Consider the following 26,005-nt stretch of genomic DNA (forward strand, 5'->3'; position numbering starts at 1 on the left):
TCGATTTCCTGCGCGGCCGGGTACGCTTGCTGCCCGGCCGCGGCGACTTCTTCTTCTTCTCCCTTTTTCATGAGGTGCCGCATGACGGCTTTCCTCGTCCGCCCTCCCGCGGTCGAGCCGGTGAGCCTCGCGCAAGCGAAAGCGCACCTGCGGCTCGACCACGATGCCGAGGACGATCTCATCGCGGCGCTGATCCCGGCGGCGCGCGGGCTCGTCGAGCACCGCACACGGCGCGCGCTGATCGACCAGGGCTGGCGCATCGCGCTCGACCGGTGGCCGCGGCGCACGCCGGTGCGGCTGTCACCGGGGCCGGTGACGTCGCTCGATGCCGTGACGGTGTTCGACGGCGACGGCACGCCGCACGTTCTGGCGGCGGACGAGACGACGGTCGACCTCGCCGGCGGGCGGTTGCTGCCGGGGCCGACGACCAGGCGCCCGGGGCGGGCGCTGAACGGCGTCGAGATCGATTTTTCCTGCGGCTACGGTGAGACGGCGGACGCCGTGCCGGAGCCGCTGCGGCAGGCGATCCTGCTGCTCGTCGGCCACTGGTTCGAGGTGCGCGAGGCGGCGAGCCTCGGCGTCATCGCGAGCCCGGTGGCGCTCGGCTTCGAGGCGCTGGTGGCGCCGTTCCGGGTGGTGCGGCTGTGAGCGCCGGGGCGCTCAGGCGCCGGCTCTTCATCGAGCGGGCGGCGGGGACCGCGGACGGCGGTGGCGGGCGCGAGATCGCCTGGGAGCCGGTCGCGACCGTGTTCGCGGCGGTGCGGCCTGTGCGCGCCGAGGAGAGAGACGAGCTCGGCCGGCTCGATGGGGTGGCGACGCACGCGGTCGAGGTGCGGGCCGGGGTCGACCTCACCGGCGGCGACCGCCTGACGATCGACGGGCGGACACTGCGGGTGCTGGCGGTGCGGGAGGCGGATGCGCGCGGCCGGCGGCTGCTCGCGCTTGCCGAGGAGGCGGAGCGATGAGCGATCCGGCGTTCGCCCTGCAGGCGGCGATCCACGCGCGGCTTGCCGGCGACGCGGCGCTGACGGCGCTCGTTGGCGCGGGTCGCATCCACGACGGGCCGCCGCGGGCGGCGGCGCTGCCGTTCGTCGCCTTCGGGCGCTGGCGGGTGCGGCCACTCGACGGCCTCGAGGCGCCCGCCCACGAGCACCGGCTGGAACTGGTGGTGCGGTCGGCGGCGGGTGGGCGGCGGGAGGCGTCGGCGATCGCCGAGCGGGCCGTCGCCGCGCTGGGCGAGACCGTGTTGGTGCCGGACGGGCACCGGGTGGCGAGCCTGGCGCTCATCGAGAGCACCAGCGGCGAGGGGCGCGACCGGCGCTCCTTCGAGGCGGTGGCGGTGCTGCGCGTCGTCACCGAGCCGGTGGCGTGACGAGGTTTTCGGAAGGAGAGGCGGATGGGCGCGCAGGCGGGCAAGGACCTCTTGCTCAAGGTGGATTCGACCGGCAGCGGGCCGTTCACGACGGTGGCGGGCCTGCGGGCGCGCACGCTCGCCTTCGACGCCGCGACGGTGGACGCGACGGATTCGGAGTCCGAGGGGCGGTGGCGGGAGCTTTTGGCCGGGGCGGGGGTGAAGCGGGCGAGCATCGCCGGCTCCGGCCTGTTCAAGGACGCGGAGTCCGACGCGCTGGTGCGCTCGCTGTTCTTCGCCGGCACCATCCGCGACTGGCGGGTGATCGTGCCGGATTTTGGCCTGGTGACCGGGCCGTTCCAGATCACCGGGCTCTCCTATGGCGGCGACCACGACGGCGAGGTGACGTTCGAGCTGTCGCTGGAATCGGCCGGGGTCCTGAATTTCCAGGCCGACTGAGGGGTGCGTCGGCGGCGCGGGGGGGCGTGATGGCGAACGGGGTGCGGGGCGAGATCGAGGCCGAGCTCGACGGGCGGCGGTGGACGCTTTGCCTGACGCTCGGCGCGCTCGCGGAGCTGGAGACGGCGTTCGAGGCGGACGACCTCGCGGGGCTGGCCGAGCGGCTGGCGGCCGGGCGGTTGTCAGCGCGCGACGCGATCGCGCTGATCGGCGCGGGCCTGCGCGGCGGCGGGTCGGAGGTGAGCGACGACGCGGTGGCGGCGATGGCGTCGGCCGGCGGCGTGCCGGCCTATGCGGCGATCGTGGCGCGGCTGATCGGGGCGGCGTTCGGGGCGGGTGGAGACGGGGAGGGAGGCACAAACCCTCCGCCGCCGCGGGCGTGAGGCGCAAGCCGGCGTTCGCGGGGGAGGACGACGGCGTCTGCTCGGGAGAGGCTGAAGCGGGCGGCGAAACCCTCCCCCCTCGCGGGGGAGGTCGGCGCGCCGGAGGCGCGACGGGAGGGGGGGCCGCGCGGGAGCGCGGCTGGAAAAGTTCGCAGCATGTGCGCGGCGCGTCCGAGAAGCTCACCGAGGTTGCATTTGCGGCGGCCCCCCCTCCCTACCCTCCTCCGCGAGGGGGGAGGGTTCGCCTGGGGGGAGGTTGTGCCCGGAGGGCGATGCCGAAGCCTTTGCGCACTCCTTCGAGGGCTGTGCCCCCCTGGGGCGTGATCCCCTGGGACGCGGTGATGGCGTTCGGGATCGGGCGGCTGGGGCTGTCGCCGCTGGCGTTCTGGAGGGCGACGCCGCGGGAGCTGGCGGCGGCGGCGCGCGGGATGAACGGCGAGAGCGTCGGGCCGGCGATGGGGCGGGCGACGCTCGCGGCGCTGGGGGCGCGGTTTCCGGACGGGGGGTAGGGGCAATCGGAAGACGCTCGGTGGCGGCGGACTGCCCACCCTCCCCCTACCGAAGCGGGCTTGCCCGCTTCGGTTAGCTGAAGTGCCCAGGTCGGCAAGCCGGCCAGGGTGGGAGGGGCGGGCCGCGCAGCGGACCGGGGAGGGCCGCCGGTGGCGAAGCCGCCGGCGGTGCAAGGGTTCGGCAAATTCTGACGTCGTACCGCCGCGCTTTGCGCGGCGGCCCCCTCCGGTCGGCTTCGCCGACCACCTCCCCCACGAGGGGGGAGGGGAAGGGGCGGCGGCAAGACCCCCGGTGGGCGCGCGCGGCGGCGACGCGGACGGGAGTCTGCTGCTGCAGATATTGGAGGATCATCATGGCGGACGACGACATGTCCGGGCTCGGCGACGGCGAGGCGGTGGTGGCGGCGGCGGAGCTCGCGCGCACCCTCGACGGGGTGCGGCGGACCGCGCGGGGTATCGCCGGCGACCTCGGGACGGGGCTCGCGAGCGCCGTCGTCTACGGCGAGCGGCTCGACCAGGTGCTGGCGCGGGCGGCCGAGCGGCTGACGGCGCGGCTGCTCGACCGGGCGCTTGTGCCCCTCGAGGGCATCGTCGCGGGCGGACTGTCCGGTCTCGCCGGGGCGGCGGCGGCGACGGTGTCGCCGATCGCGGCGGCGGGTGGAGCGGGGGGGCTCGGCGGCGGGTTTGGCCGCGGAGGCGGCGGTGGGGGTCGGACCGGAGGTGTTGCGGGCTTCGGCGGTGGTGCCGGCGCAGCCGGGGGCGGCGAGCGGGCGGTGCAGTTTACGCTGAACGTGACGACGCCGGATGTCGACGGGTTCCGGCGCTCCGAGGCGCAGGTGTCGGCGATGCTCGCCCGGGCCGTGGGGCGCGGGCGGCGGGGGATGTGAGGGGATCGGCAGTCGGTAGTCGGCAGCCGGCAGCCGGCAGCCGGCAGTCGGCAGTCGGCAGTGGTTCGTGGGGCGCCCGCCCTCCCCTACCGAAGCGGGCTTGCCCGCTCCGGTCAGCTGAAGTGCCCAGGTCGGCAAGCCGACCTGGGTGGGAGGGCCGGGCCGCGGAGCGGACCGGGGAGGGCCGCCGCTGGCGTCAGCCGGCGGCGGTGCGGCGGTTCGGCAATTTCAGGCGCCGTACCGCCGCGCTTCCGCGCGGCGGCCCCCTCCGGTCGGCTCCGCCGACCACCTCCCCCACGAGGGGGGAGGGGAAGGCCTCGTTGGCGGACCGTGACTGCGACAGACAGCAATCGAGTGGGAGGAGACCATCATGCCGACGTCCTTTCACGAGGTGCGGTTTCCGCTGGGGGTGGCGTTCGGGGCGGTCGGGGGGCCGGAGCGGCGGACGGAGATCGTCGTGCTCGGCTCGGGCCGCGAGGAGCGCAACAGCCGTTGGGCCGACGCGCGGCGGCGTTTCAATGCCGGAACGGGGATCCGCAGCCTCGATGACCTGGCGGTCGTCATCGACTTCTTCGAGGAGCGGCGGGGCCGGCTCCACGGGTTCCGCTTTCGCGACCCGACCGACTTCAAGTCGTGTCTGCCGAGCGGCGAGCCCGGGCCGGAGGACCAGACACTGGGCACCGGCGACGGCGAGCGGCGGGCGTTCCAGCTGCGCAAGCGCTACGGCGCGCAGCACGCGCCCTACTACCGGCCGATCGAGAAGCCGGTGGAGGGGTCCGTGCGGGTGTCGGTCGAGGGGGAGGAGATCGGGCCGGGCCATCTCGACATCGATCCGACGACGGGGATCGTGACGCTGTCGGCGGCGAAGACGCCGGCGGAGGGAGCGCGGGTGAAGGCGGGCTTCCTGTTCGACTGCCCGGTGCGCTTCGATACCGACCGGCTGGAGATCGACCTTTCCGCCTTCGAGGCCGGTACCGTGCCGGTGGTGCCGATCGTCGAGATCCGGCCGTGAGGACGCTGCCGGCGGGGCTCGCCGCACGGCTCTCGGAGGGCGCGACGACGCTCTGCCGCTGCTGGAAGATCACGCCGCGGGCGGGGGGCGGGCGCGCCTTCACCGACCACGACCGGGTCGTGAGTTTCGGCGGCGACGACTACCTGCCGGCCGGGGGCTTCGAGACGAGCGCCGACACGGCGACCGCGACGCTCGCCGCCGGCGGGGTGGAGGTGGAGGGGGTGCTGTCGACTGAGGGCATCGACGCCGCCGACCTCGCCGCCGGGCGGTGGGACGGGGCGAGCGTCGAGGTGTGGCTGGTCGACTGGAGCGAGCCCGCTTTGCGCGAGCGGCTGCGCACTGGCACGGTCGGCGAGGTGACGCGCGCCGACGGGTCGTTCCGGGCGGAGCTGCGCGGGCCGGCCCAGGCGCTCGAGGAGGAGCGCGGCCGCCGCTTCGCCCGCGACTGCGACGCCGACCTCGGCGACGGCCGCTGCGGCATTGACCTCAACGACGGCGACTACCGCGAGGTGGCGACGGTGGACAGCGCCGACGGGCGGACGCTGGTCGTCTCCGGGCTCGGGGCGTTCGACGACGGCTGGTTCGCCGGCGGGCGGGCGAAGGTGACGAGCGGGGCGGCGGACGGGTTTGCGAGCGAGATCCGCCGCCATGCCGTCGACGGGCCGGGGGTGACGATCGAGCTGTGGCGGCCGCCGCCGGCGGCGATCGGGCCGGGCGACACGGTGGGGGTGACGGCCGGCTGCGACAAGCGCTTCGAGACGTGCGTGGCGAAGTTCGACAACGCGGTCAACTTCCGCGGCTTCCCCCACATCCCCGGCGACGGCTTTGCGCTGGCGTATCTGCCGGACGGGAGTGGGGAGAACGATGGCGGGGCGATCGTGTGAGGGGGGGCGCGGGTGGGGGCCAGTGCTCCGGCCTGGCTTCATAGAGCCTACCCCCGCCACCGCACCTCCCCGGCCCTCGACCTTCTACGCGTGCTTGAACTCCGACCCAGGACCCCCTCGAGGTCATTCCCGGCCTTGTGCCGGGAACCCATGCGACGGCGCCGCGGAGGCGACGGCGGGGATGGCGCTCGGGGAGAGGGATGGGTTCCCGGCACAAGGCCGGGAATGACTCCCTCTGAGGGCGCGAGCTGAAGCAAACGAAAATCATGGTTAATCAGTGGTTTACCCGGTGCGGCTGAGAGGCCGTGGCGGGTGTCGATGCAGGGTCTCGCGCGATCTTGTCGTTTCGACCTAAGGCATTGGATGAATTGCAGTTTTCCATTCGGGCAAAGGCGCCGGAAAAGGGCATATGAGCGGCTGGACGCGGCCAGGCGAGCGTATGCGATAAAAGCTCAATTGTTTCCGTTGGATAGGTGCCCCGGTCGATCCGGGGCATGACGGATGAGGGTGTGGAGGGTGGGTCGAGGCTCACGTGAGTTGTGAGGCGGGAATTAGATTAAAAACAACAGCTTAAGCCAATATCCTCGCAATTCACACGACTCTGTTCATCCTTCTTAAACCATGTTCGGAGGTCGTCATGGCGGGGCGCGGGGCGATCGTAGCCGAGGCGCGGGCGTGGATGGGGACGCCGTACCGGCACCAGGCGTCGCTGAAGGGGGTCGGCTGCGACTGCCTCGGGCTGGTGCGCGGAGTGTGGCGCGCCCTCCTCGGCGAGGAGCCGGAGCGGGTGCCGGGTTACACGCGCGACTGGTCGGAGGCGGGGGGCGCCGAGGCGCTGGCGGAGGCGGGGCGGCGGCATCTCGTCGAGATCGATCCGGCGACGGCCCGGCCGGGAGACGTGCTCGTGTTCCGCATGCGGCCGGGCGGGCCGGCGAAGCATGCCGGCATCCTGATCTGCCGGGAGGCCGCCTCCAGCGGGCGGTCTGCCGATACAGCTTCCGGCGAGGGCCCCGCGGGATGGGCGGCGTGTCGCGACGCGGCTCTCTCGCGGAACGCGGCGTCGGGGAGCGGACGGTTCGTGCACGCCTACGAGGGGGCGGGGGTGGTGACGACGCGGCTGACGCGGTGGTGGGCCGGTCGGCTCGCCTACGCGTTCGCCTTTCCGGGGGTGGACGACTGATGGCGACCTTGGTGCTGCAGACGGCGGGCGCGGCGGCGGGGGCGCTGTTCGGGCCGGTGGGGGCGGCGGTCGGGCGCGCCGTCGGCGGGCTCGCCGGCGCAGTAATCGACCGGGCGCTGATCCCGGGCGAGCGGTCGCGCGGACCGCGGCTCGAGAGCCTCGACGTGCAGACCTCGACGGAGGGCGCGCCGGTGCCGCGCGTCTACGGGCGGGTGCGCATCGCCGGCCAGGTGATCTGGGCGACCCGGCTCGAGGAGGAGACGCGCGAGGAGGGCGGTGGCGGCAAGGGCCTCGGGGGCGCGCAGCGCAGCTACCGCTACTTCGCAAACTTCGCAGTCGGTCTCTGCGAGGGGCCCGTTCACCGGATCGGCCGGGTGTGGGCGGACGGCAAGCCGCTCGACCTTTCCGGCGTGACGATGCGCCGGCACCGCGGCGGCGAGTTCCAGGAGCCAGACCCGCTGATCGAGGCGAAGCAGAGCGATGCGCCGGCCTATCGCGGGCTCGCCTATGTGGTGTTCGAGCAGCTGCCGCTCGACCCCTACGGCAACCGGCTGCCGCAGCTAACCTTCGAGGTGATCCGGTCCGTCGATGCGCTGGAGGGGATGATCCAGGCTGTGACGCTGATCCCCGGGGCGACGGAGTTCGGCTATGCGACGGAGGCGGTGACGCGCGAGGGCGCGCCGGGGGTGACGATCGCCGACAACCGCCACGTCGGCACGGCGGCGAGCGATTTCGAGGCGGCGATCGACGAGCTCGTCGACCTCTGCCCGGCGCTCGAACGGGTGGCGCTGGTGGTCGCCTGGTTCGCCGACGACCTGCGGGCCGGCCACTGCCGTCCGCGGCCGAAGATCGAGGACGCCGACCGCCGCACGCGCGGGGCGACCTGGGAGGTCGACGGCGTGACGCGCGGCGAGGCCGAGGAGACGAGCCGGGTCGCGGGGCGGCCTGCCTATGGCGGCACGCCATCCGACGACAGCGTCGTGGCGGCGATCCGATCGCTCAACGCGCGCGGGCTGAAGGTGACCTTCTATCCGTTCCTGCTCATGGACGTGCCGCCGGGCAACGACCTGCCGGACCCGTGGGGCGGTGACGGGCAGGCGGCGTTCCCGTGGCGGGGGCGGATCACCGTGCACCCGGCGCCGGGGCGGCCCGGCTCGCCGGACGGCAGCGGCGACGCCGCGGACGAGATCGCCGGCTTCGTCGGGGAGGCCGTGGCGGCCGACTTCGACATCGACGGCGACCGGGTCCGCTACACCGGACCGGCGGAGTGGTCGTGGCGGCGGATGATCCTGCACTATGCGCACCTGTGCACGGTGGCGGGCGGCGTCGACGCCTTCCTGATCGGCTCGGAGCTGATCGGGCTCACGACGGTGCGCTCGGCGCGGCGGGATTTTCCGTTCGTGCAGGCGCTCCGGGACCTCGCCTCCGATGTCTCGGACGTGCTGCCGGGCTCGACGCTCATCTCCTATGCGGCCGACTGGTCGGAGTTCTTCGGCTACCGGCCGAACGACGGCAGCGGCGACCACCTGTTTCACCTCGACCGGCTGTGGACGAGCCCGCACGTCGACTTCGTCGGCATCGACGTCTACTGGCCACTCGCCGACTGGCGGGACGGCGACCACCTCGATGCCGCGGCGGCGCGCTCGATCTGCGATCCGGCCTATCTCGGCGGCAACGTCGCCGGCGGCGAGGGCTACGACTGGTACTATCCGACCGCCGAGGCGCGGCGGAACCAGGACCGGGAGCCGATCACCGACGGCATGCACGGCAAGCCGTGGGTGTTCCGCTACAAGGACCTGAAGGGCTGGTGGTCGCACCGGCACTATGACCGGCTCGACGGCGTCGAGGTGGAAGATGCGACCGCCTGGGAGCCGGAGGGCAAGCCCTTCTGGTTCACCGAGGTGGGGTGCCCGGCGGTCGACCGCGGCGCGAACCAGCCGAACGTCTTCGTCGACCCGAAGTCGTCGGAATCGAACCTGCCGCACTTCTCCGACGGCGGGCGCGACGACGCCATGCAGCGTCGCTACCTCGAGGCGATGCTGCGCCACTTCGACCCCGCGGTGCCCGGCTACGTCTCCGGCGACAATCCGCAGTCGGAGGTCGACGGGGCACGGATGGTGCGCCCGGACGGCATCCATCTCTGGACCTGGGACGCGCGGCCGTGGCCGGCCTTTCCGGCGCTGTCGGATGTCTGGTCGGACGGGCAGAACTGGCCGCTCGGCCACTGGCTGAACGGGCGGCTCGGCGCCACGACGGTCGGCGGGCTGATCGGCGCCATCCTGCGCGACCACGACTTCACGGCCTACGACGTCGAGGGGCTCGACCGCGTCGTCGCCGGGGCGGTGATCGACCGGCCGATGGCGGCGCGGGCGGCGCTGGCACCGCTGGTGGAGGCGTTCGACGTCATCGTCTCCGACCGCGGCAGCCGGCTCGTCTTCACAGACGCCGACACGCTGCCGGTGGCGACGATCGCGCCCGACGGGTGCGTCGACACCGCCGGGGGGCGTGGACCGCTCGTCCGCTGGACGCGGACGCAGGACAGCGAACTGCCGATCGAGGTCCGGCTCGGCTACCGCGACGTCGAGCGTGACTTCTCGCCGGCGGTGGCGGCGTCGCGGCGGCTCGCGGGCGAGACGCGCCACGTCACCGAGATCGACGTCGCCGTTCTCGCCGACGCGGAGACGATGAGCCGGGCGGCGGACGCGGCGCTGTTTTCGCGCTGGGCGGGGCGCGAGCGGGTGGCCTTCGCGCTGCCGCCCTCGCTGCTCGCCCTGCAGCCGGGAGACGTCGTCACGGTCGTCGAGGGGACGGCTCAAACAGACGTGGTGATCGAAGAGATCGAGGACGCCGGCACGCGACTGGTGGCCGCGCGGGTTCTCGACCGCGAGATCGCGCGTCGGCGCGGACGGCGGCGCCGCGGCGGCGACGGTGGGGGCGGGCGGGGCGCGCGGACGGTGGCGCCGGCGCAATACGGGGCTCCGGTGGCCGTCATCCTCGACCTGCCGATGATCGACGCCGAGGTGCCGGCCGAGCGGCCGCACGCGGCGGCCTTCGCGCGGCCGTGGCCCGGCAGCGTGGTGGTGGAGCGCAGCCGCGACGGCGACGGCTTCGAGGCGATGGCGACGCTGACGCGACCCGCCCGGATCGGCACGCTCGTCGAGCCGCTCGGGCCGGGGCCGGAAGGGGCATGGGATCGCGGCGGACGGATCCTCGTGCGCATCGCCGGGGGGCTCGAGGCGCGGACGGTGGCCGACGTGCTCGCCGGCGCCAACCTCGCGGCGGTGAAGGCCGAGACCGGCGCCTGGGAGCTCCTGCAGTTCCTAGACACCGAACTCGTCGCCGCCGACACCTATGCGCTTTCCATGCTGCTGCGGGGACAGTCGGGCACCGAGGACGCGATGGCGGCAGGCGCCGCCGCGGGGGCACCTTTCGTGATGGTGGACCGAAGGCTCGCGGCGCTGCCGGTGGCGCGGGACGAGCTCGGCACGCCGTTCCTGTGGCGCTCGACGCCGGCGGGGGCGGACCCCACCGGCGCCACGGCGGTGACGGAGACGCTGGCGCCGCAGGGGCGGGGGCTGAGGCCGCTCAGCCCGGTTCACCTGAAGGCGGTGCGCGATTCCGGCAGCGGCGACGTGACCGTCTCGTGGATCCGACGGACTCGGATCGGCGGTGACGGATGGGGCGAGGAGGAGGTGCCGCTCGGCGAGGAGCGCGAGCGCTACCGCCTCGACATCCTCGACGGCTCGACCCTGAAGCGCCGCATCGTCACCGGCGAGCCCGCGGCCGTCTATGCGGCGGCCGACCAGATCGCCGACTTCGGCGCCCCACCGGCGAGCCTCGCCGTGCGCGTCGCGCAGATCGCGGCCGGCTTCGGCGCCGGAACGCCAAGGGAGGCGCTGCTGCATGTCTGAGACCCCGAACTTTTCGCTGCCGCTCGTCGCGGCCGCGCAGGCGCAGAAGCATGTGACGGTCAACGAGGCCCTGCTCCTGCTCGACGCGCTCGCTTCGCTGCGGCTCGAGAGTGTGGTGGAGACCGCGCCGCCGGGCTCGCCGGTCGACGGCGACCGCTACGGCGTGCCGGCGGGGGCGAGCGGGGCGTGGAGCGGCCATGCCGGCGAGATCGCCGCGCGCATCGGTGGCGGCTGGGTGTTCCGCGCGCCCGCTCTCGGCCAGGTCGGCTACGTCGCCGACGAGGCGCGGCTCGCGGTGTTCCGCCCCGGCCTCGGCTGGGCGAGCGCGATCGCCGCGAGCCCGAACGGGGCGAGCCTCTCGCCGGCGGTGATCGAGGAGGAGGTGGCGCTCACGGGCCCCTTCGTCGACACCGTGGCAGTGATCCCGGCGCGGGCGCTGGTGCTGGCGGTGAGCGTGCGGACGGTGACGGCGGTCACCGGGGCGACCTCCTACGACTGCGGCCTTGCCGGCGAGCCGTCGAAGTTCGGCGGGTCGCTCGGGGCCGGGGCGGGGTCGACCAATGTCGGCGTCGTCGGGCCGTTCGCCGTCTATGCCGACACGCCCGTCCGCCTCACCGCCAACGGCGGCGATTTCACCGGCGGCGCGGTGCGCGTGGCGATGCAGGTCATCGGCTTCACTGCGCCGGCCGCCTGAGGCCGCCCGGACGACCGATCCAGACAGACGCAACCTCTCGCAGACAGGAGCCGAGCCATGCCGATCCTCGACCGCTTCGCCCACCAGGGACCCGGGCCCGACGGCCCGGCGGTGCGCTGCTTCGCCATCACGCCGGATGACGACGACGACCTGCCCGAACTGGTGCGCGGCCTCTATGTCGGCGGCGGAGGCGCCGTGTCGATCCACGACGCCGAGGGCGGCACGACCGTGTTTTCCGGCGTTCCCTCGGGCACGGTGCTGCCGGTGCGGGCGCGGCGGGTGCGGGCGACCGACACCACCGCCACCGCCCTCGTCGGGCTCGTCTGATGCTCGGCATCGGACTGCCGGTGGGGGCGGCGGGAGCCTACCGGGCGATCGACCCGGACGCCGCAGCCTATGCCTCGGCGATGACGGTGGCGCCGTCGGCGGCGCGGGTGGCGCTGTTCGACGCCTTCGTGCGGGCGATCAAGGCGGGCGGGCTGTGGACCCGGCTCGACCTTCTCTACCTCCTCGCGGCGCATGACGAGCAGGCGGGGCGGGTGAACCTGATCGCTCCGGGGGCGCACACCTGCACGGCGGTGAACTCGCCGTCGTTCGTGGCCGACCGCGGCTTCGCCGGCGATGGCGCGACCTCCTATCTGTCGACCGGTCTCAATCCGAGCCTCGGCGGCACGCGGTTCGCCCAGAATGATGCGACGCTGTTCGTCTGGTCGCTGACCGACCTCAATGCCAGCGCCGCGGAGATCGGCACCGGCTCGGCGACACGGCTGCTGGCGCGCTCCTTCGGGGCCCTGGCGGCGCGGGCGAACACCACCACCTCGACGACCGTCGCCGTGGCGGATTCCCTCGGGCTCGTCGGCTGGTCGCGCACGAGCAGCGCCGGCCATGACTTCTTTCGGGGCGGGACGGTTGTCGCAAGCCCGGTGCAGGCGAGCGACCAGATCAGTGCGGGGGTCGTCCGCATCGGGGCGGCCGCGTCCACCTACTCGGCGCGGCGGCTGGCCGTCGCGGGCGTCGGGGCGGGGCTCGACGGCGGCCAGATCGCGGCCCTCGACGCGGCCTGCGAGGCCTATCTCGACGCGGTGGGAGCGCTGCCATGAGCGAGGCGAGCTACATCGAGCTGACGGTTGTCGAGGCCGATGCGGTGCGGGGCGAGACGAGCGCGGGTCACCGGCTCGACCCGGTCGGGCTCGCCGGTGGCACGTTCGTACTGCCGGTGGCGGTGCTCGCCGATCCGGCGCATGCGCTGCGGCACGGCGTGCTGGCGGCGCTGCCGACGCGGGCGGTCGGCGCCGAGGAGTGGGTGGGGGAGTAGGGGGGTCCGCTCCCACCCTCCCCTCGTGGGAGGGTCGGGCCGCCGCAGGCGGACCGGGGAGGGCGCCGGCGGCGTCAGCCGACGGCGGAGGAGGGTCCGGCAATCTCTGGCGCGGTACCGCCGCGCGTTCGCGCGGCGGCCCCCTCCGGCGGGCTTCGCCCGCCACCTCCCCCACGAGGGGGGAGGGTAAGACGCCGCTACTTCTTCTTCAGGAGCGCCTCGGCCTGGTGGAGGTACTGGAGGCAGCCCTGCTCGTCACCGGCTTCCTGGAGGGCGTTCGCCTCCGAGAGCGCGTTCATCGCGGCGATCGGGCCGGCAACCGGCGGGTTGCCGATGGCCGCGTCGGCACCGGAGGCGTCGGCGGCGGCCAGCGGGTCGGGGCCGCCGGTCGGGGCCGGGGCGGTGCCGGCCGGCGGCGTCACCGCCGAGGCGGCCGCCGGATCGCCCGGCATGCCGCCGAGGCCGGGATTCTCGGCCTGGATCTTCTTCTCGAGGGCGGTGATCTCAGCGGCGCAGTCCGCCGCCGCCGGGACGACCGTGCCCATCACCAGCGCGACGGCGAGCGCCGCCGCGAAAACCGACGCCGCGCCTTTGGCGCGCTGCGAACCGACACGCATGACCGAACCTCCGCTGCCGCTGCCCGAAAGGGGTAGAGCCTCGCGCCCGCGGCGGCAAGACGGCCCTTCACCACGATCGATACCGGGAGACGACGCGATGCGAACGAGCCCCGCCGGGCGTGCCTTCATCGGCCGCCACGAAGGACTGCGGCTTTCCGCCTACCGGGACGCCGCCGGGATCTGGACGATCGGCTGCGGCCATACGGCCGCGGCCGGACCGCCGGTGCCCGTCGCCGGGATGACGATCACCGCGGCGGAGGCAGACGCGATCCTCGGGCGCGACCTCGCCCGTTTCGAGGCGGCGGTGACGCGGCTCGTGACGGTGGCGCTGTCGCAAAGCGAGTTCGATGCGCTGGTGTCGTTCACCTTCAATGTCGGCGAGGGGGCGCTTGGGCGCTCGACGCTCCTGAAGAAGCTGAACGCCGGCGACCGGGCCGGGGCGGCGGCGGAGTTCGGGCGCTGGAACAAGGCGGGTGGCCGCGTGCTTGCCGGGCTGACGCGCCGGCGGGCGGAGGAGCGGGCGATGTTCGTCGCCGGCGGCGGTGCGACGGGTGGGGCGGTGACCGAGCCGACGGCGGTGGCGCCGCCTTCGGTGCCGGTGGTCCCGCGGGCGGAGCCGACCGGGCCGGCGACGGGGGCGACCGTAGTGACGACGCATGAGGCGGCGACGGCGGTGGTCGAACCGCAGACCATCGCAGCGCCGGGACTTCCGGGCAAGCCGGCGCTGGCGTCGAAGGCCGTGTGGGGCGGGTTGATCGCGGTGGCGGCGGCGCTGCTGCCAGTGCTGGGGCCCACGGCGGGGCTCGACGAGATCGGCCAGGGGCAGGTGCTGGAGACGCTCGCCGCCCTGGGTGGCGTGATCGGCGGGCTCGTGGCGATCTGGGGACGCCTGACGGCGCGGGCGCCGATCCGCTGACGGCCGCCGCGGGCGATGATCCGTCGAACGGCGCCTCGACGGCGGCCGGCGTTCATGGAAGGTTCAGCGCGGCCGCCTTATCGAGAGCCCATGCGCCCGGGAACCGCCCTTCTCGCGATCCTTCTCGTCCTGACGTCCCTCGCCGGCCATCTCGCCGTCGTCGGGCCGGCGGCGGCGGCCGAGTGCCTGAGCGGGGCCGAGCGTCGGCAGGCGGTGCAGTCGGGCCAGGCGATGCGGCCAGGCCAGATCCGCCGGGCGGTGCAGGGCGAGATGATCGACCTCAAGCTGTGCTGGCGCGGCGGGCGGCTCGTCTATGTGGCGACGGTGCTGGGGGCGGGCGGCGCGGTGCGGCGATTGACGGTGGATGCCTTCAGCGGCGCCCTCGTCGGGCGCTAGGGTCGGGGCGAGAGGAACCGGGACGGAGGAGAGGGCGCTTGCGGGTACTCGTCGTCGAGGACGATCACGATCTCAGCCGCCAGCTTGGCACGGCTCTGCGCGAAGCGGGCTATGCCGTCGACACCGCCTTCGACGGCGAGGAGGGCCACTTCCTCGGCGACACCGAGCCCTATGACGCGGTGGTGCTCGACATCGGCCTGCCGCGGCTCGACGGCATCAGCGTGCTGGAGCGCTGGCGGCGCGACGGGCGGGCGATGCCGGTGCTGCTCCTGACGGCGCGCGACCGCTGGAGCGATAAGGTCGCCGGCATCGACGCCGGTGCCGACGACTATGTGGCGAAGCCCTTCCACATGGAGGAGGTGCTGGCGCGGCTCAGGGCGCTGGTGCGCCGCGCCGCCGGCCACGCCTCCAACGACATTACGTGCGGGCCTGTGCGGGTCGACACGCGGGCGTCGCGCGTCACCGTCGACGGAACGCCGGTGAAGCTCACCTCCCACGAGTATCGGCTGCTGGTCTATCTCCTGATGCATCAGGGCCGGGTGGTGTCGCGCAGCGAGCTCACCGAGCATCTCTACGATCAGGATTTCGATCGCGATTCCAATACGATCGAAGTGTTCGTTGGACGGCTGCGCAAGAAGCTCGTGGCCGACGTGATCGAGACGGTGCGCGGCCTCGGCTACCGGCTGGTGGCGCCGCCGGAGGGCGGATGATCCGCGGGCTCAGGGCACCCCAGGGCGCGCCGAGCTCTCTCGCGGCACGGCTGCTGCTGTCGGCGATGCTGTGGAGCGCCATCTCGCTCGCCGCCGCCGGCGTCATCCTGGTGGCGCTCTACCGGCAATCGGTCGAGCGCGGCTTCGACGAGCGGCTCGATGTCTTCCTGAAGACGCTGATCGCCCAGATGGTGGGCGAGGGCGACGACGAGATCGCGCTGCGCGAGCCGGGCAATCTCGGCGAGCCGCGCTTCGGGCTGCCCTTGTCGGGCTGGTACTGGACGGTGCGCAGCTTTCCGGCCGGCGTCGTCGAGATGAGCTCGCCCTCGCTCGCCGGCGACGTGCTGGCGCTGCCGGACGGCGAGCCGAGCCTCGACGGCACGCCCGCCCGCGGCGCCATCGCCGGGCCGGACGGTGAGGACCTGCGCTATCTCGAGCGGGTCATCTCGCTCGCCGACGGCGGCCGCTATCTGGTCGCGGTGGCCGGCAACGCCACCGAGATCGGCGAGGAGGTGGCGACCTTCGGCACGCGCGTGGCGGCGACGCTGTCGGTCTTCGGGCTCGGGCTGGTGCTGGCGACGCTGCTGCAGGTGCGCGTCGGCCTGAAACCGCTCGAACGGATGCGGGCGGCGCTGCACGCCATCCGCGTCGGCGACACGCAACGGCTCGAAGGCGCGTTCCCGAGCGAGATCGCCCCGCTCGCCACCGAGCTCAACGCGCTGATCGATTCCAACCGCGAGGTGGTCGATCGCGCCCGCACCCACGTCGGCAATCTCGCACATGCGCTGAAGACGCCGCTTTCGGTGGTGCTGAACGAGGCGCGCGCCGGGGAGGGGCCGCTCGCGGCCAAGGTCGAGGAACAGGCCCTCCTCATGCAGGCGCAGGTGAACCATCACCTCGACCGCGCCCGGCTCGCGGCGCAGCGGCGGATGATCGGCGTCGTCACCGAGATCGCTCCGGCGGCGGAGGGACTGGCGCGGGCGATGCGGCGCATCCACGGGGAGCGCGGCCTCGCGGTGGAGGTGAGCGTGCCGGCGGACCTGCGCTTCCGCGGCGAGCGCCAGGACCTCGAGGAGATGCTCGGCAACCTCCTCGACAACGCCTGCAAGTGGGCCACCGGAACGGTGCAGCTGCGCGTCGAGGCGACGGGGGCGGCGGGGGGCGACCGGCGGATGGCGCGAGTGATCGTCGACGACGACGGGCCGGGGCTCGGCCCGGCCGCCCGCAAGGCAGCGCTGGAGCGCGGCCGGCGGCTCGACGAGAGCGTGCCGGGCTCGGGCCTCGGCCTCGCCATCGTCACCGACCTCGCCGGGCTCTATGGCGGGCGGCTGGAACTCGATGCAGCACCGTCCGGCGGGCTGCGCGCGGTGCTTTCGCTCCCGATCCTTTGACGCCCGATTCTCCCGCAGTGCAAAAGGACTCTGGAAACGGAGCGCGAACGGACCTAACTATGGCCCTGTTGCGGGCGCGTCCTTGCCCGCCGATGGGTGCGACATGCCGGCGAACGGAACGGTGATGGCGGGCGGACGGCGGACGCTGCGACCGATGGTCGCCGCGGGCCTCATGCTGGCGCTCGCCGGTTGTGCAGGCACAGATGGCGTGGCGATCGGCACGCCGCTGTCGGCGACGGGTCTCGCGGCGCCCGCAGAGGCTCCCGAATCGATCGCCTCGGAAAAGATCGAGGCGCTGCTCGGTGCGGGCTTCGGCGGTGGGCTCGGCCCGGGTGACCTCGCAGCCGCCTACAAGGCGCAGACGCGGGCCCTCGACCAGTCGCGCGCCGGCACGTCGGTGACGTGGACGAACCCGGCGACCGGCAACAAGGGCGAGATCGTCCCCGGCCCGGTCTATGTCGTGAACAACCTCGAGTGCCGCGATTTCGCGCACACCGTCGAGACCTCCGCGGGCCGCGAAGTGCGGCGTGGCGCCGCCTGCCGGCGCACTGACGGCTCCTGGCAGGCGATCGCCTGAGGCGACGGCACTCAGGGGCGTGATTGGCCGCGGCGGCGCGACGCCAGTGGCTTCGGCGCATCTTCCTGCAGAAATTGATCGAACCCCGCGACGGGCGCGTGACAACCTGTCATCGTTCCAGTCGAGCGAGAGGCGGCCACATAGGCTGCGAGGTCGCCGCTGGCAGGAGCGTTTTCGGGTAGCCGATGGTTTGGGCTGTGTTCGCCGTGCTGACCGCGCTTGCAGCGCTCTCGGTGCTCGTTCCGATGGCGCGGGCGGGCCGTTCGCGCGGCGTTTCCGAGGACGGGCTGTCGGCCCCCGACGCCGCGATTTACGCCGACCAGCTCGCTGAGCTCGAGCGTGACGTCGCCCGCGGCGCCGTCAGCGGACGCGAGGCGGAGGCGGCGCGGGCCGAGATCGGCCGCCGGCTGATCCGTGCGTCGCAGCGCCCGCAACAGGCGGCGCCGCAGCGGCGTTGGCCGCTGATTGTGGCGGCCACCCTGGCGATCGTCGGGCTGCCGCTGCTCGCCGTTTCCCTTTACGGCGGTTTCGGCGCGCCGACCCTGCCCGACCTGCCGCTCGCGAGCCGCCAGTCGGAGCCGGTCGACGGCCAGAACCTCGAGGCGCTGGTGGCGCGGGTCGAGGGGCATCTCACGCAGAACCCGGACGACGGCCAGGGCTGGGCGGTGCTCGCCCCGGTCTATCTGCGCGCCGGTCGCTATGGTGATGCCGCCGCGGCCTTCTCCAACGCCATCCGCACGAACGGCCCATCGGCCGATCTCGAGGCCGGCCTTGGTGAAGCGCTGACGGGTGACGCCGGCGGCGTCATCACCGCCGATGCACGCGCGGCTTTCGAGCGCGCGCTCGCCCTCGATCCCGCCGCGATCCGGCCGCGCTTCTTCCTGGCGCTGGCGCTCGGCCAGGACGGCCGTACGGCCGATGCGCAGGCGGCGTGGCAGGCGATCATCGACAGCGCCAGCGGCAACGAGCCCTGGCTGCCGGTGGCGCGCACTCAGCTCGCGACACTGACCGGATCAACCGAGGCGCCGCCTGCGGCAACTTCGACAGCACCGAGTTCGGGTGCGCCCGGTCCTGACGCCGCGGACGTCGAGGCGGCGGCCGAGATGACGCCCGAGGAGCGGGCCGCCATGATCGGCAACATGGTCGAGGGGCTGTCGGCCCGTCTCGCCAGCGAGGGCGGCACGGTGGACGATTGGCTTCGGCTGGTACGCTCCTATGTTGTGCTGGGGCGAACCGAAGAGGCGCGCACGGCCCTCGCTGCGGCGAGGGCGGCGCACTCGGACGCGGCGGACGTGCAGCGCCTCGACGCAACGGCGGCGGGGCTCGGCCTCGCCGAGTGAAACGGCCGGACGAACCGGCGGGAGGACGAACGTGCTTGGGGCCTTCGATGGCAAACCGGGGCGGGCGATGATCACCGGGGTGAACCGATGACGCGCAAGCAGAGACGTCTCGTGCTGATCGGCGTGGCGGGCGCCGTGCTGATGTCGGCGACTGGCCTGGTGCTGTCGGCACTGAACGACCAGATCGTATTCTTCCGCACCCCGACCGAGCTCGCCGAGCGGCAGGTCCCGGTTGGCGACCGGGTGCGCATGGGCGGCCTCGTGGCCGAGGGCAGCGTCGAGCGGACCGGCGAGACCGACGTCCGCTTCGCCGTCACCGACACGGCGAGCACCATCCCGGTGACATACACGGGCATCCTGCCGGACCTCTTCCGCGAGGGTCAGGGCGTGGTCACCGAGGGTCGCCTCGGCCCTGACGGCGTCTTCGTCGCCGACACCGTGCTCGCCAAGCACGACGAGAACTACATGCCGAAAGAGGTCGCGGACGCGCTGAAGGCGCAGGGCCACTGGCAGGACGGCGAGCAAGCGGGCGAACCGGGCGTCGCCAGCCAGTAGGCGAGAGAAGGGGAGCCGCGGCCATGATGATCACCGAAATCGGCCACTATGCGCTGGTGCTGGCGCTCGGGCTCGCCATCATCCAGTCGGTGCTGCCGGTCTGGGGCGCGAAGACCGGTGACGGACGCCTGATGGCGGTCGGCGAGCCGGTGTCGCTCGCGACCCTCGGGTTCGTGGCCTTGTCCTTCGCGGCGCTGACGGTCGCCTATGTGCGCTCCGACTTCTCGCTGGTGAACGTCTTCGAGAACTCGCACTCGGCGAAGCCGATGATCTTCAAGATCAGCGGCGTGTGGGGCAACCACGAGGGCTCGATGCTCCTGTGGGTGCTGATCCTGGTGCTGTTCTCCGCCCTCGTGGCGATTTTCGGCGGGCGCCTGCCGCAGACGCTCCGGGCGACCGTGCTGTCGGTGCAGGGCTGGGTGACGGCGGCATTCCTGCTGTTCATCCTGATGACGTCGAACCCTTTCAACCGGATGATCCCGGCACCGTTCGAGGGCCAGGACCTCAATCCGATCCTCCAGGACATCGGCCTCGCGATCCATCCGCCGCTGCTCTATGTCGGCTATGTCGGCATCTCGATTTCGTTCTCGTTCGCCGTCGCGGCGCTGATCGAGGGCCGCATCGACGCCGCCTGGGCGCGCTGGGTCAGGCCGTGGACGCTGGCGGCGTGGGTCTTCCTGACGCTCGGCATCGCGATGGGCTCCTACTGGGCCTACTATGAGCTCGGCTGGGGCGGCTGGTGGTTCTGGGACCCGGTCGAGAACGCCTCCTTCATGCCGTGGCTGGCGGCGACCGCGCTGCTCCACTCGGCGATCGTCATGGAGAAGCGCGACGCCCTGAAGATCTGGACGGTGCTCCTCGCCATCCTCGCCTTCTCGCTGTCGCTGCTCGGCACCTTCCTGGTGCGCTCGGGCGTGCTCACCTCGGTGCACGCCTTCGCCACCGACCCGACGCGCGGCGTCTTCATCCTCGCCATCCTGGTGTTCTTCGTCGGCGGCTCGCTGGCGCTCTATGCCTGGCGCGCGCCGATGCTGAAGCCCGGCGGCATCTTCGCGCCGGTGAGCCGCGAGGGCGCCCTCGTCCTCAACAACGTCTTCCTGTCGGCCGCCTGCGCCACCGTCTTCGTCGGCACGCTCTATCCGCTCGCGCTGGAATCGGTGACGGGCGAGAAGATCTCGGTCGGCGCACCGTTCTTCAACCTCACCTTCGTGCCGCTGATGATCCCGGCGCTGATCGCGATCCCCTTCGGCCCGATGCTCGCCTGGAAGCGCGCCGACCTCGCCGGTGTCGCCGAGCGGCTCGCGGCGGCGGCACTGGCGGCGCTGGCGGCGACGGCGGTGACGCTGTGGCTGACCGGGGCGACCGGCATCCTCGCGGCGCTCGCCGTCGGCCTCTCCTTCTGGCTGATCGTCGGATCGCTCACCGAGCCGGTGCTGCGGGCGGCGCGGGGCGGCGGCGGCGCCGGCGTCTTCCTGCGGCGCTTCTTCGGTCTGCCGCGGGCGGCCTTTGGCACGGCGCTCGGCCATCTCGGCATGGGCCTGACGGTGCTCGGCATCGCCGGGGCGAGCGGCTACGACCATGAGCGCATCACCAGCGTGGTGCCGGGCGAACGCATCGAGATCGCCGGCTACGACCTCACCTTCGAAGGCTCGACGCCCCGCCTCGGCCCGAACTTCCGCGAGGAGGTGGCACGCTTCGCGGTGACGCGCGACGGTCAGGCCGTTGCCGAGATGACGCCGACGAAGCGCTTCTATCCCGCCCGGCAGATGCCGACGACGGAGGCGGCGATCCTGACCCGCGGCTTCTCGCAGCTCTATGTCAGCCTCGGCGATCCGGGGGCGGACGGGCGCACGGTGGTGCGGGCCCAGTACAAGCCGATGGTGACGCTGATCTGGCTCGGTTGCGTGGTGATGGCGATCGGCGGCTGCCTGTCGCTCGCCGACCGGCGCCTGCGCGTCGGCGCGCCGCGTCCGGCCCGGCGGGCGGAGGCGGTGGCGTGAGGGGTATTTCGCTCGGCGCACGCGAGAAACCCTCCCCCCTCGTGGGGGAGGGCGGGGAGGGGGGGAGCGGCAGACGCCGCGGCAGAGATTTGGCAGAGCGCGCGGCCCTCGACGCGCCTCGCTTCGGGGATGGAGTTCGCGGCGCCCCCCCTCCCTGCCCTCCCCCGCAGGGGGGGAGGGTTCGCGCGGCAGTCTTGGCCAGCGTCGTTTCCACCCTGTTTCTGCTGGCCGCCCCCGCCCAGGCCGTGCAGCCGGACGAGATCCTGCCGGATCCGGCGCTCGAGCAGCGGGCGCGGGCGCTGTCGGCGGAACTGCGCTGCATGGTCTGCCAGAACCAGTCGATCGACGATTCCGACGCGCCGCTCGCCCGCGACCTCAGGCTGCTCGTGCGCGAGCGGCTCGTGGCCGGCGACAGCGATGCGCAGGTGATGACCTTTCTCGTCGATCGCTACGGCGAGTTCGTGCTGCTGAAGCCGAGCTTCTCCGGCCACAACCTGCTTTTGTGGCTCGCGGCACCGGCCGTGCTGATCGCCGGCGGGCTGATCGCCTGGGGCGTCGTCGGCCGGAACCGCCGCCGCCAGGAGCCGGCACCGCTGTCGGCCGAGGAGGAGGCGGAACTCGCGCGATTGCGGGCCGGTTCGGCAGGCGCCCCGGAGACGCCGAGCCGCTGACGGCTCGTCACCTCCCGCCCAGCGGTGAACCTTACGAAGATTTCATCCCTCGGACAGCGGGCCGTAAGGCGGCGGGCGTCACAAAAGACCTCGAAGGCGGCGGCGAGTCGCCTGCAGGACAACAAGCTCCTTCGAGGATCTTCGCATGAACGAGACTTCCCACAACGGCTCCACTCGCCCCGGCCCGGTGCGCCGTCGGCGGACCGCCCTGCTCGCCGGTGCGCTGTCGCTCGGCATCGCCGGCATGGTGGCCGGTGAGGCGTTCCTGGTGCCGGCGACCCCGGCGATGGCCGAGGCCGTGAAGGTTCCGGGCGACGCGGCGCAGATGCCGAGCTTCGCCGACGTCGTCCAGGCTGTCGAGCCGGCCGTCGTGTCGATCCGCGTCAAGTCCGAGGCGCGGCCGCAGACGTCCGGCTTCGACGGCATGCCGCGCGGCGGTCCGTTCGAGTGGTTCCGCGAGTTCGGCCCGCGCTCCGATCGCGGCCCCGGCCAGGGCACGCCCGGCCTGCCGAACCGCGGCCAGCGCGGCTTCGTCACGGGCCAGGGCTCGGGCTTCTTCATCTCCGGCGACGGCTACGTGGTGACCAACAACCACGTCGTCGACGGCGCCTCCGAGGTGAAGGTGACGATGGACGACGGCACCGAGTACGACGCCAAGGTGATCGGCGTCGACGAGAAGACCGACGTCGCCCTGCTGAAGGTCGATGCCGAGCGCGACTTCCCCTACGTCACCTTCGACGACGGCGACATCCGCGTCGGCGAGTGGGTGGTGGCGGTCGGCAATCCGTTCGGCCTCGGCGGGTCGGTGACGGCCGGCATCATCTCGGCCCGCGGCCGCGACATCGGCGCCGGCCCCTACGACGACTTCCTGCAGATCGACGCGCCGATCAACAAAGGCAACTCGGGCGGCCCGACCTTCAACCTCCGCGGCGAGGTGGTCGGCGTCAACACGGCGATCTACTCGCCGTCGGGCGGCTCGGTCGGCATCGGCTTCGCCATTCCGGCCGCCACTGTCGAGAAGATCGTCGAGGACCTGAAGGATGACGGCAGCGTCACCCGCGGCTGGCTCGGCGTGCAGATCCAGGGCGTCAATGCGGACATCGCCGACAGCCTCGGCCTGAAGGAGGCCAAGGGCGCCCTCGTCTCCGAGCCGCAGGCCGACGGACCGGCGGTGAAGGCGGGCATCAAGTCCGGCGACACCATCACCGCGGTCGATGGCAACGCCATCGACGATCCCCGCGACCTCGCCCGGCGCATCGCCGGCTACGCGCCCGATACCGACGTGAAGATCACGGTGTGGCGCGACGGCAAGCAGCAGGAGATCACCGTCAAGCTCGGCACGCTGCCGACGGACGGCAAGCGCGCCGACGCCGCGACCAGCGGCTCCGGCTCGGATCTCGCCCAGCTCGGCCTCTCGGTCGCGCCGGCCGCTTCGGTCGGGCTCGAGGACAACGGCCTGGCGGTGGTCGAGGTCGATCCGCAGGGTCCTGCCGCCGAGCGCGGCGTGCAGGTCGGCGACATCATCGTGGCGGTCGGCGGGCAGCCGGTCGGCAAGATGGCTGATGTCACCGCCGGCATCGAGGCGGCGAAGGGCGAGGGTCGCAAGGCGGTCCTCTTCCAGGTCCGCTCCGGCGAGAACACCCGCTACATCGCGCTGCCGATCGATAAGGCCTGACGCGATCGGGGGACCCCCAGGGGCTCCCTCGCAACAAGGATCGGGGCGCCCGAGCGGCGCCCCTCCGGAACGGTGTCGGTGAGGCTCCCGTCGCCCCCGCCGATCCGACGCCGAGGGGCGGCAGGTGGACATCCACCTGCCGCCCCGTCCTTTTCAAGACGGGCGGCCAGCCGAGGCGCCCCGCGCCATGCCCTCCTTTCCCTTCTCGAACTTCCTGCTCTCCTCCGGATCGCCGGCGCCCGCCGAGGCGCTCGACGCCTTCCGCCCGTTCGACCGCAGCGAGGTCGGCCGTCCGGCCGAGGTCCGCCCGGCTGCGACCGGTCTCACCGGAACGCGCCACGACACGGCGTCCCGCAACGTGGAGCTTGGCGACGGGCCCGAGGGCGGGCATGGTTCTCCGATGCGGATTCTGCTGATCGAGGACGACCGCGAGGCGGCGGCCTACATGCTCCGGGGCCTCAAGGAGGCCGGCCACGTCGCCGAGCACATGGCCGACGGCGAGGACGGCGCCGCGGCGGTGGAGGCCGGCGGCTACGACGTCGTCGTCATTGACCGCATGCTGCCGCGCCGTGACGGGCTCTCCATCGTCGAGGGTATGCGCAAGCGCGACGACCAGACGCCGGTCCTGATCCTCTCGGCGCTCGGCCAGGTCGACGATCGCGTCACCGGTCTTCGCGCCGGCGGCGACGACTATCTCGCCAAGCCCTATGCCTTCGCGGAGCTTCTCGCCCGCGTCGAGGCCTTGGCGCGACGGCGGCGGCCGAGCGACGTCGAGACGCTTTACCGGGTCGGCGACCTCGAGCTCGACCGGCTCTCCCATTCCGTCACCCGCGCGGGCAAGGACGTGCCGCTGCAGCCGCGCGAGTTCCGCCTGCTCGAGTATCTGATGAAGAACGCCGGCCAGGTGGTGACGCGGACCATGCTGCTCGAGAACGTCTGGGACTACCACTTCGACCCGCAGACCAACGTCATCGACGTGCACATCTCCAGGCTGCGCTCGAAGATCGACAAGGGCTTCGATCCGCCGCTGCTGCACACGGTGCGCGGCGCGGGCTACATGATCCGCGCCGGCCAGCCGCGGCCGGCGTGAGGCGGCGGCGATGGTGACGCGGTGAGGGGGCTCGGGTGAGGGGGCTTGGGCGCTTCGTCCGCACGACGGCGTTCAAGCTGTCGCTGATCTACCTCGCCGTCTTCGCGGCGCTGTCGCTGTTCCTCATCGTCTCGATCGCCGACACCACCAACGACCTCCTGTCCCGCCAGCTGCAGGACACGATCGACGCCGAGATCCAGGGGCTCGCCGAGCAGTACCGCACCGGCGGCGTCAGCCGGCTGATCCGCGTCGTCGAAGCGCGCAGCAAGATGCCGGGCGCGAGCCTCTACCTGCTCACCGACTTCTCCGGCAATGTCATCGCCGGCAACGTCTCGGACCTGCCCTCAGCGGTGCTGAGCTCAGCCGACGGCATCGCCCGGCCGGTGCCCTACCGCCGGCTCGCCACCGATATCGGCGACGAGCAGCCGGCGGTGGCGAGCCACAAGGCGCTGGTCAGGGTGTTTGTGCTGCCGGGCGGTTTCCGGCTGCTCGTCGGCCGCGACCTCGCCGAGCGCGAGCAGTTCCGGGACGTCGTCTGGCGGGCGGTGAAGCTGTCGATCGGGGCGGTGCTGCTGCTCGGGCTCGTCACCTGGTTGTTCGTCAGCCGGCGGGTGCTGAAGCGCATCGATGCCGTGAGCGTCACCGCCAAGCAGATCATGGGCGGCGACCTCGGTGGTCGCCTGAAGGTGGACGGCTCGGGCGACGAGTTCGACCGCCTCGCCGAGAGCCTCAATACCATGCTCGACCGCATCGAGCAGCTCATGCACGGCCTCAAGGAGGTCTCCGACAACATCGCCCACGACCTGAAGACGCCGCTGACGCGGATGCGCATCCGTGTCGAGCAGGCATTGGGCGACCCGAACGTCGGCGAGGCATCGCGGGAGGCGCTCGGAGCGACACTCGAGGACTGCGACGGGCTCATCCGCACCTTCGAGGCGCTGCTGCGCATTGCCCGCGTCGAGGCGGGGTCGGCGGGGGTGCGGACGCAGCCCGTCGACGTGGCGGAGATCGCCCGCGAGGTCGCCGAGCTCTACGAGCCAGTGGCCGAGGAGCAGGAGGCGACGCTGACGGTGACGGTGCCGGAGGTGGTGGTGGTGGCGGGCGACCGCGACCTGCTCGCCCAGGCGGTCGCCAATCTCGTCGACAACGCGCTGAAGTACGGGCGCCCGGCGGACGGATCGCAGCGGGTTTCGCTGACCGTCACCCGCGATGGCGAGGAGGCGGTGATCGCGGTCGCCGACAACGGACCCGGCGTGCCGGAGGCCGATCGCGGCCGCGTCACCCAGCGTTTCGTTCGGCTGGAGGGGAGCCGGACGGCGCCGGGGTCGGGGCTGGGGCTGAGCCTTGTGCAGGCGGTCGCGAGCCTGCACAAGGGGACGCTGATGCTCGGCGACGTGGCGCCGGGGCTCGTCGCCGAGCTCCGCCTGCCGGTCGGCGCCGCCGGGCCGAAATAGCCGGACAACGGCACGCGGCGAGGGCGGA

At 72.9% G+C, this 26,005-nt stretch carries 28 protein-coding genes; 27 read left to right on the plus strand and 1 reads right to left on the minus strand.

What is annotated here, in order from left to right:
• The first annotated feature begins 81 nt into the window (after positions 1–81).
• From RUR49_RS19915 to RUR49_RS19985, 15 genes are all read left to right on the plus strand, one after another.
• A complete protein-coding gene (locus RUR49_RS19915) occupies positions 82–648 on the plus strand; it encodes a head-tail connector protein (RefSeq protein WP_409148163.1) in 567 nt (188 codons plus the stop codon).
• Positions 645–965 (plus strand): phage head closure protein, encoded by a 321-nt coding sequence (locus RUR49_RS19920; RefSeq protein WP_409148165.1) that lies wholly within the window; start codon positions 645–647, stop codon positions 963–965. The genes RUR49_RS19915 and RUR49_RS19920 overlap by 4 nt, the downstream gene beginning before the upstream one ends.
• Positions 962–1,372: a DUF3168 domain-containing protein gene (locus RUR49_RS19925; RefSeq protein WP_409148166.1), complete on the plus strand. Its 411-nt coding sequence runs from the start codon at positions 962–964 to the stop codon at positions 1,370–1,372. Before RUR49_RS19920 ends, RUR49_RS19925 begins: the two co-directional genes overlap by 4 nt.
• Positions 1,373–1,396: 24 nt before the next feature.
• Positions 1,397–1,810 (plus strand): phage major tail protein, TP901-1 family, encoded by a 414-nt coding sequence (locus RUR49_RS19930; protein WP_409148167.1) that lies wholly within the window; start codon positions 1,397–1,399, stop codon positions 1,808–1,810.
• A gap of 29 nt (positions 1,811–1,839) precedes the next feature.
• Complete coding sequence (locus tag RUR49_RS19935) at positions 1,840–2,193, plus strand: gene transfer agent family protein (RefSeq protein ID WP_409148168.1); 354 nt, start codon at positions 1,840–1,842, stop codon at positions 2,191–2,193.
• A gap of 272 nt (positions 2,194–2,465) precedes the next feature.
• Positions 2,466–2,702 (plus strand): phage tail assembly chaperone, encoded by a 237-nt coding sequence (locus RUR49_RS19940; RefSeq protein WP_409148169.1) that lies wholly within the window; start codon positions 2,466–2,468, stop codon positions 2,700–2,702.
• Positions 2,703–3,055: 353 nt separating this feature from the next.
• A complete protein-coding gene (locus tag RUR49_RS19945) occupies positions 3,056–3,589 on the plus strand; it encodes a phage tail tape measure protein (RefSeq protein WP_409148170.1) in 534 nt (177 codons plus the stop codon).
• Between the two features lie 370 nt (positions 3,590–3,959).
• On the plus strand, positions 3,960–4,601 hold the full coding sequence (locus RUR49_RS19950) for a TIGR02217 family protein (RefSeq protein WP_409148172.1): 642 nt from the start codon (positions 3,960–3,962) through the stop codon (positions 4,599–4,601).
• Positions 4,598–5,485 carry a DUF2163 domain-containing protein gene (locus RUR49_RS19955; RefSeq protein WP_409148173.1) on the plus strand — a complete coding sequence of 296 codons (888 nt, stop codon included), beginning with the start codon at positions 4,598–4,600 and terminating at the stop codon, positions 5,483–5,485. Before RUR49_RS19950 ends, RUR49_RS19955 begins: the two co-directional genes overlap by 4 nt.
• A 637-nt stretch (positions 5,486–6,122) precedes the next feature.
• On the plus strand, positions 6,123–6,665 hold the full coding sequence (locus RUR49_RS19960; protein ID WP_409148174.1) for an NlpC/P60 family protein: 543 nt from the start codon (positions 6,123–6,125) through the stop codon (positions 6,663–6,665).
• Complete coding sequence (locus tag RUR49_RS19965; RefSeq protein WP_409148175.1) at positions 6,665–10,576, plus strand: glycoside hydrolase/phage tail family protein; 3,912 nt, start codon at positions 6,665–6,667, stop codon at positions 10,574–10,576. Before RUR49_RS19960 ends, RUR49_RS19965 begins: the two co-directional genes overlap by 1 nt.
• Positions 10,569–11,270 (plus strand): DUF2793 domain-containing protein, encoded by a 702-nt coding sequence (locus RUR49_RS19970; RefSeq protein WP_409148176.1) that lies wholly within the window; start codon positions 10,569–10,571, stop codon positions 11,268–11,270. The genes RUR49_RS19965 and RUR49_RS19970 overlap by 8 nt, the downstream gene beginning before the upstream one ends.
• Positions 11,271–11,327: 57 nt before the next feature.
• Positions 11,328–11,597, plus strand: coding sequence for a hypothetical protein (locus RUR49_RS19975; RefSeq protein WP_409148178.1), 270 nt, complete (start codon positions 11,328–11,330; stop codon positions 11,595–11,597).
• Positions 11,597–12,370 (plus strand): hypothetical protein, encoded by a 774-nt coding sequence (locus tag RUR49_RS19980; protein ID WP_409148180.1) that lies wholly within the window; start codon positions 11,597–11,599, stop codon positions 12,368–12,370. The genes RUR49_RS19975 and RUR49_RS19980 overlap by 1 nt, the downstream gene beginning before the upstream one ends.
• Positions 12,367–12,585 (plus strand): hypothetical protein, encoded by a 219-nt coding sequence (locus RUR49_RS19985; RefSeq protein WP_409148182.1) that lies wholly within the window; start codon positions 12,367–12,369, stop codon positions 12,583–12,585. Before RUR49_RS19980 ends, RUR49_RS19985 begins: the two co-directional genes overlap by 4 nt.
• A 197-nt stretch (positions 12,586–12,782) precedes the next feature.
• On the opposite strand, the gene RUR49_RS19990 is transcribed toward RUR49_RS19985, so the two are convergent.
• The gene (locus RUR49_RS19990) at positions 12,783–13,202 is read right to left on the minus strand and encodes a hypothetical protein (RefSeq protein ID WP_409148183.1); all 420 of its coding nucleotides are present in this window, start codon (positions 13,200–13,202) and stop codon (positions 12,783–12,785) included.
• A 97-nt stretch (positions 13,203–13,299) separates the two neighbouring features.
• On the opposite strand from RUR49_RS19990, the gene RUR49_RS19995 reads away from it, so the two are divergent.
• The 12 genes from RUR49_RS19995 to RUR49_RS20050 all read left to right on the plus strand — a co-directional run bounded on the left by RUR49_RS19995 (position 13,300) and on the right by RUR49_RS20050 (position 25,977).
• Positions 13,300–14,118, plus strand: coding sequence for a lysozyme (locus RUR49_RS19995; RefSeq protein WP_409148185.1), 819 nt, complete (start codon positions 13,300–13,302; stop codon positions 14,116–14,118).
• Positions 14,119–14,208: 90 nt separating this feature from the next.
• Positions 14,209–14,514, plus strand: a complete 306-nt coding sequence (locus RUR49_RS20000; RefSeq protein WP_409148187.1) for a PepSY domain-containing protein — start codon at positions 14,209–14,211, stop codon at positions 14,512–14,514.
• Between the two features lie 38 nt (positions 14,515–14,552).
• Positions 14,553–15,224 (plus strand): response regulator transcription factor, encoded by a 672-nt coding sequence (locus tag RUR49_RS20005; RefSeq protein ID WP_409148188.1) that lies wholly within the window; start codon positions 14,553–14,555, stop codon positions 15,222–15,224.
• A complete protein-coding gene (locus tag RUR49_RS20010) occupies positions 15,221–16,615 on the plus strand; it encodes a sensor histidine kinase (RefSeq protein ID WP_409148189.1) in 1,395 nt (464 codons plus the stop codon). The genes RUR49_RS20005 and RUR49_RS20010 overlap by 4 nt, the downstream gene beginning before the upstream one ends.
• 103 nt (positions 16,616–16,718) lie before the next feature.
• The gene (locus tag RUR49_RS20015) at positions 16,719–17,192 is read left to right on the plus strand and encodes an RT0821/Lpp0805 family surface protein (RefSeq protein WP_409148190.1); all 474 of its coding nucleotides are present in this window, start codon (positions 16,719–16,721) and stop codon (positions 17,190–17,192) included.
• 185 nt (positions 17,193–17,377) lie between these two features.
• Positions 17,378–18,532: a c-type cytochrome biogenesis protein CcmI gene (gene ccmI / locus RUR49_RS20020; RefSeq protein ID WP_409148191.1), complete on the plus strand. Its 1,155-nt coding sequence runs from the start codon at positions 17,378–17,380 to the stop codon at positions 18,530–18,532.
• A gap of 87 nt (positions 18,533–18,619) precedes the next feature.
• Positions 18,620–19,087, plus strand: coding sequence for a cytochrome c maturation protein CcmE (gene ccmE / locus RUR49_RS20025; protein ID WP_409148192.1), 468 nt, complete (start codon positions 18,620–18,622; stop codon positions 19,085–19,087).
• Positions 19,088–19,113: 26 nt separating this feature from the next.
• Complete coding sequence (locus RUR49_RS20030; protein WP_409148450.1) at positions 19,114–21,087, plus strand: heme lyase CcmF/NrfE family subunit; 1,974 nt, start codon at positions 19,114–19,116, stop codon at positions 21,085–21,087.
• Between the two features lie 194 nt (positions 21,088–21,281).
• The gene (locus tag RUR49_RS20035) at positions 21,282–21,758 is read left to right on the plus strand and encodes a cytochrome c-type biogenesis protein (protein WP_409148194.1); all 477 of its coding nucleotides are present in this window, start codon (positions 21,282–21,284) and stop codon (positions 21,756–21,758) included.
• A gap of 145 nt (positions 21,759–21,903) precedes the next feature.
• Positions 21,904–23,433 carry a Do family serine endopeptidase gene (locus tag RUR49_RS20040; protein ID WP_409148195.1) on the plus strand — a complete coding sequence of 510 codons (1,530 nt, stop codon included), beginning with the start codon at positions 21,904–21,906 and terminating at the stop codon, positions 23,431–23,433.
• 400 nt (positions 23,434–23,833) lie between these two features.
• Positions 23,834–24,523, plus strand: a complete 690-nt coding sequence (locus tag RUR49_RS20045; protein WP_409148451.1) for a response regulator transcription factor — start codon at positions 23,834–23,836, stop codon at positions 24,521–24,523.
• A 35-nt stretch (positions 24,524–24,558) separates the two neighbouring features.
• Positions 24,559–25,977, plus strand: a complete 1,419-nt coding sequence (locus RUR49_RS20050; RefSeq protein WP_409148196.1) for an ATP-binding protein — start codon at positions 24,559–24,561, stop codon at positions 25,975–25,977.
• Positions 25,978–26,005: the final 28 nt, after the last annotated feature.

Source organism: Pseudoxanthobacter sp. M-2 (assembly GCF_046156265.1).
Taxonomy (GTDB): Bacteria; Pseudomonadota; Alphaproteobacteria; order Rhizobiales; family Segnochrobactraceae; genus CAMDHY01.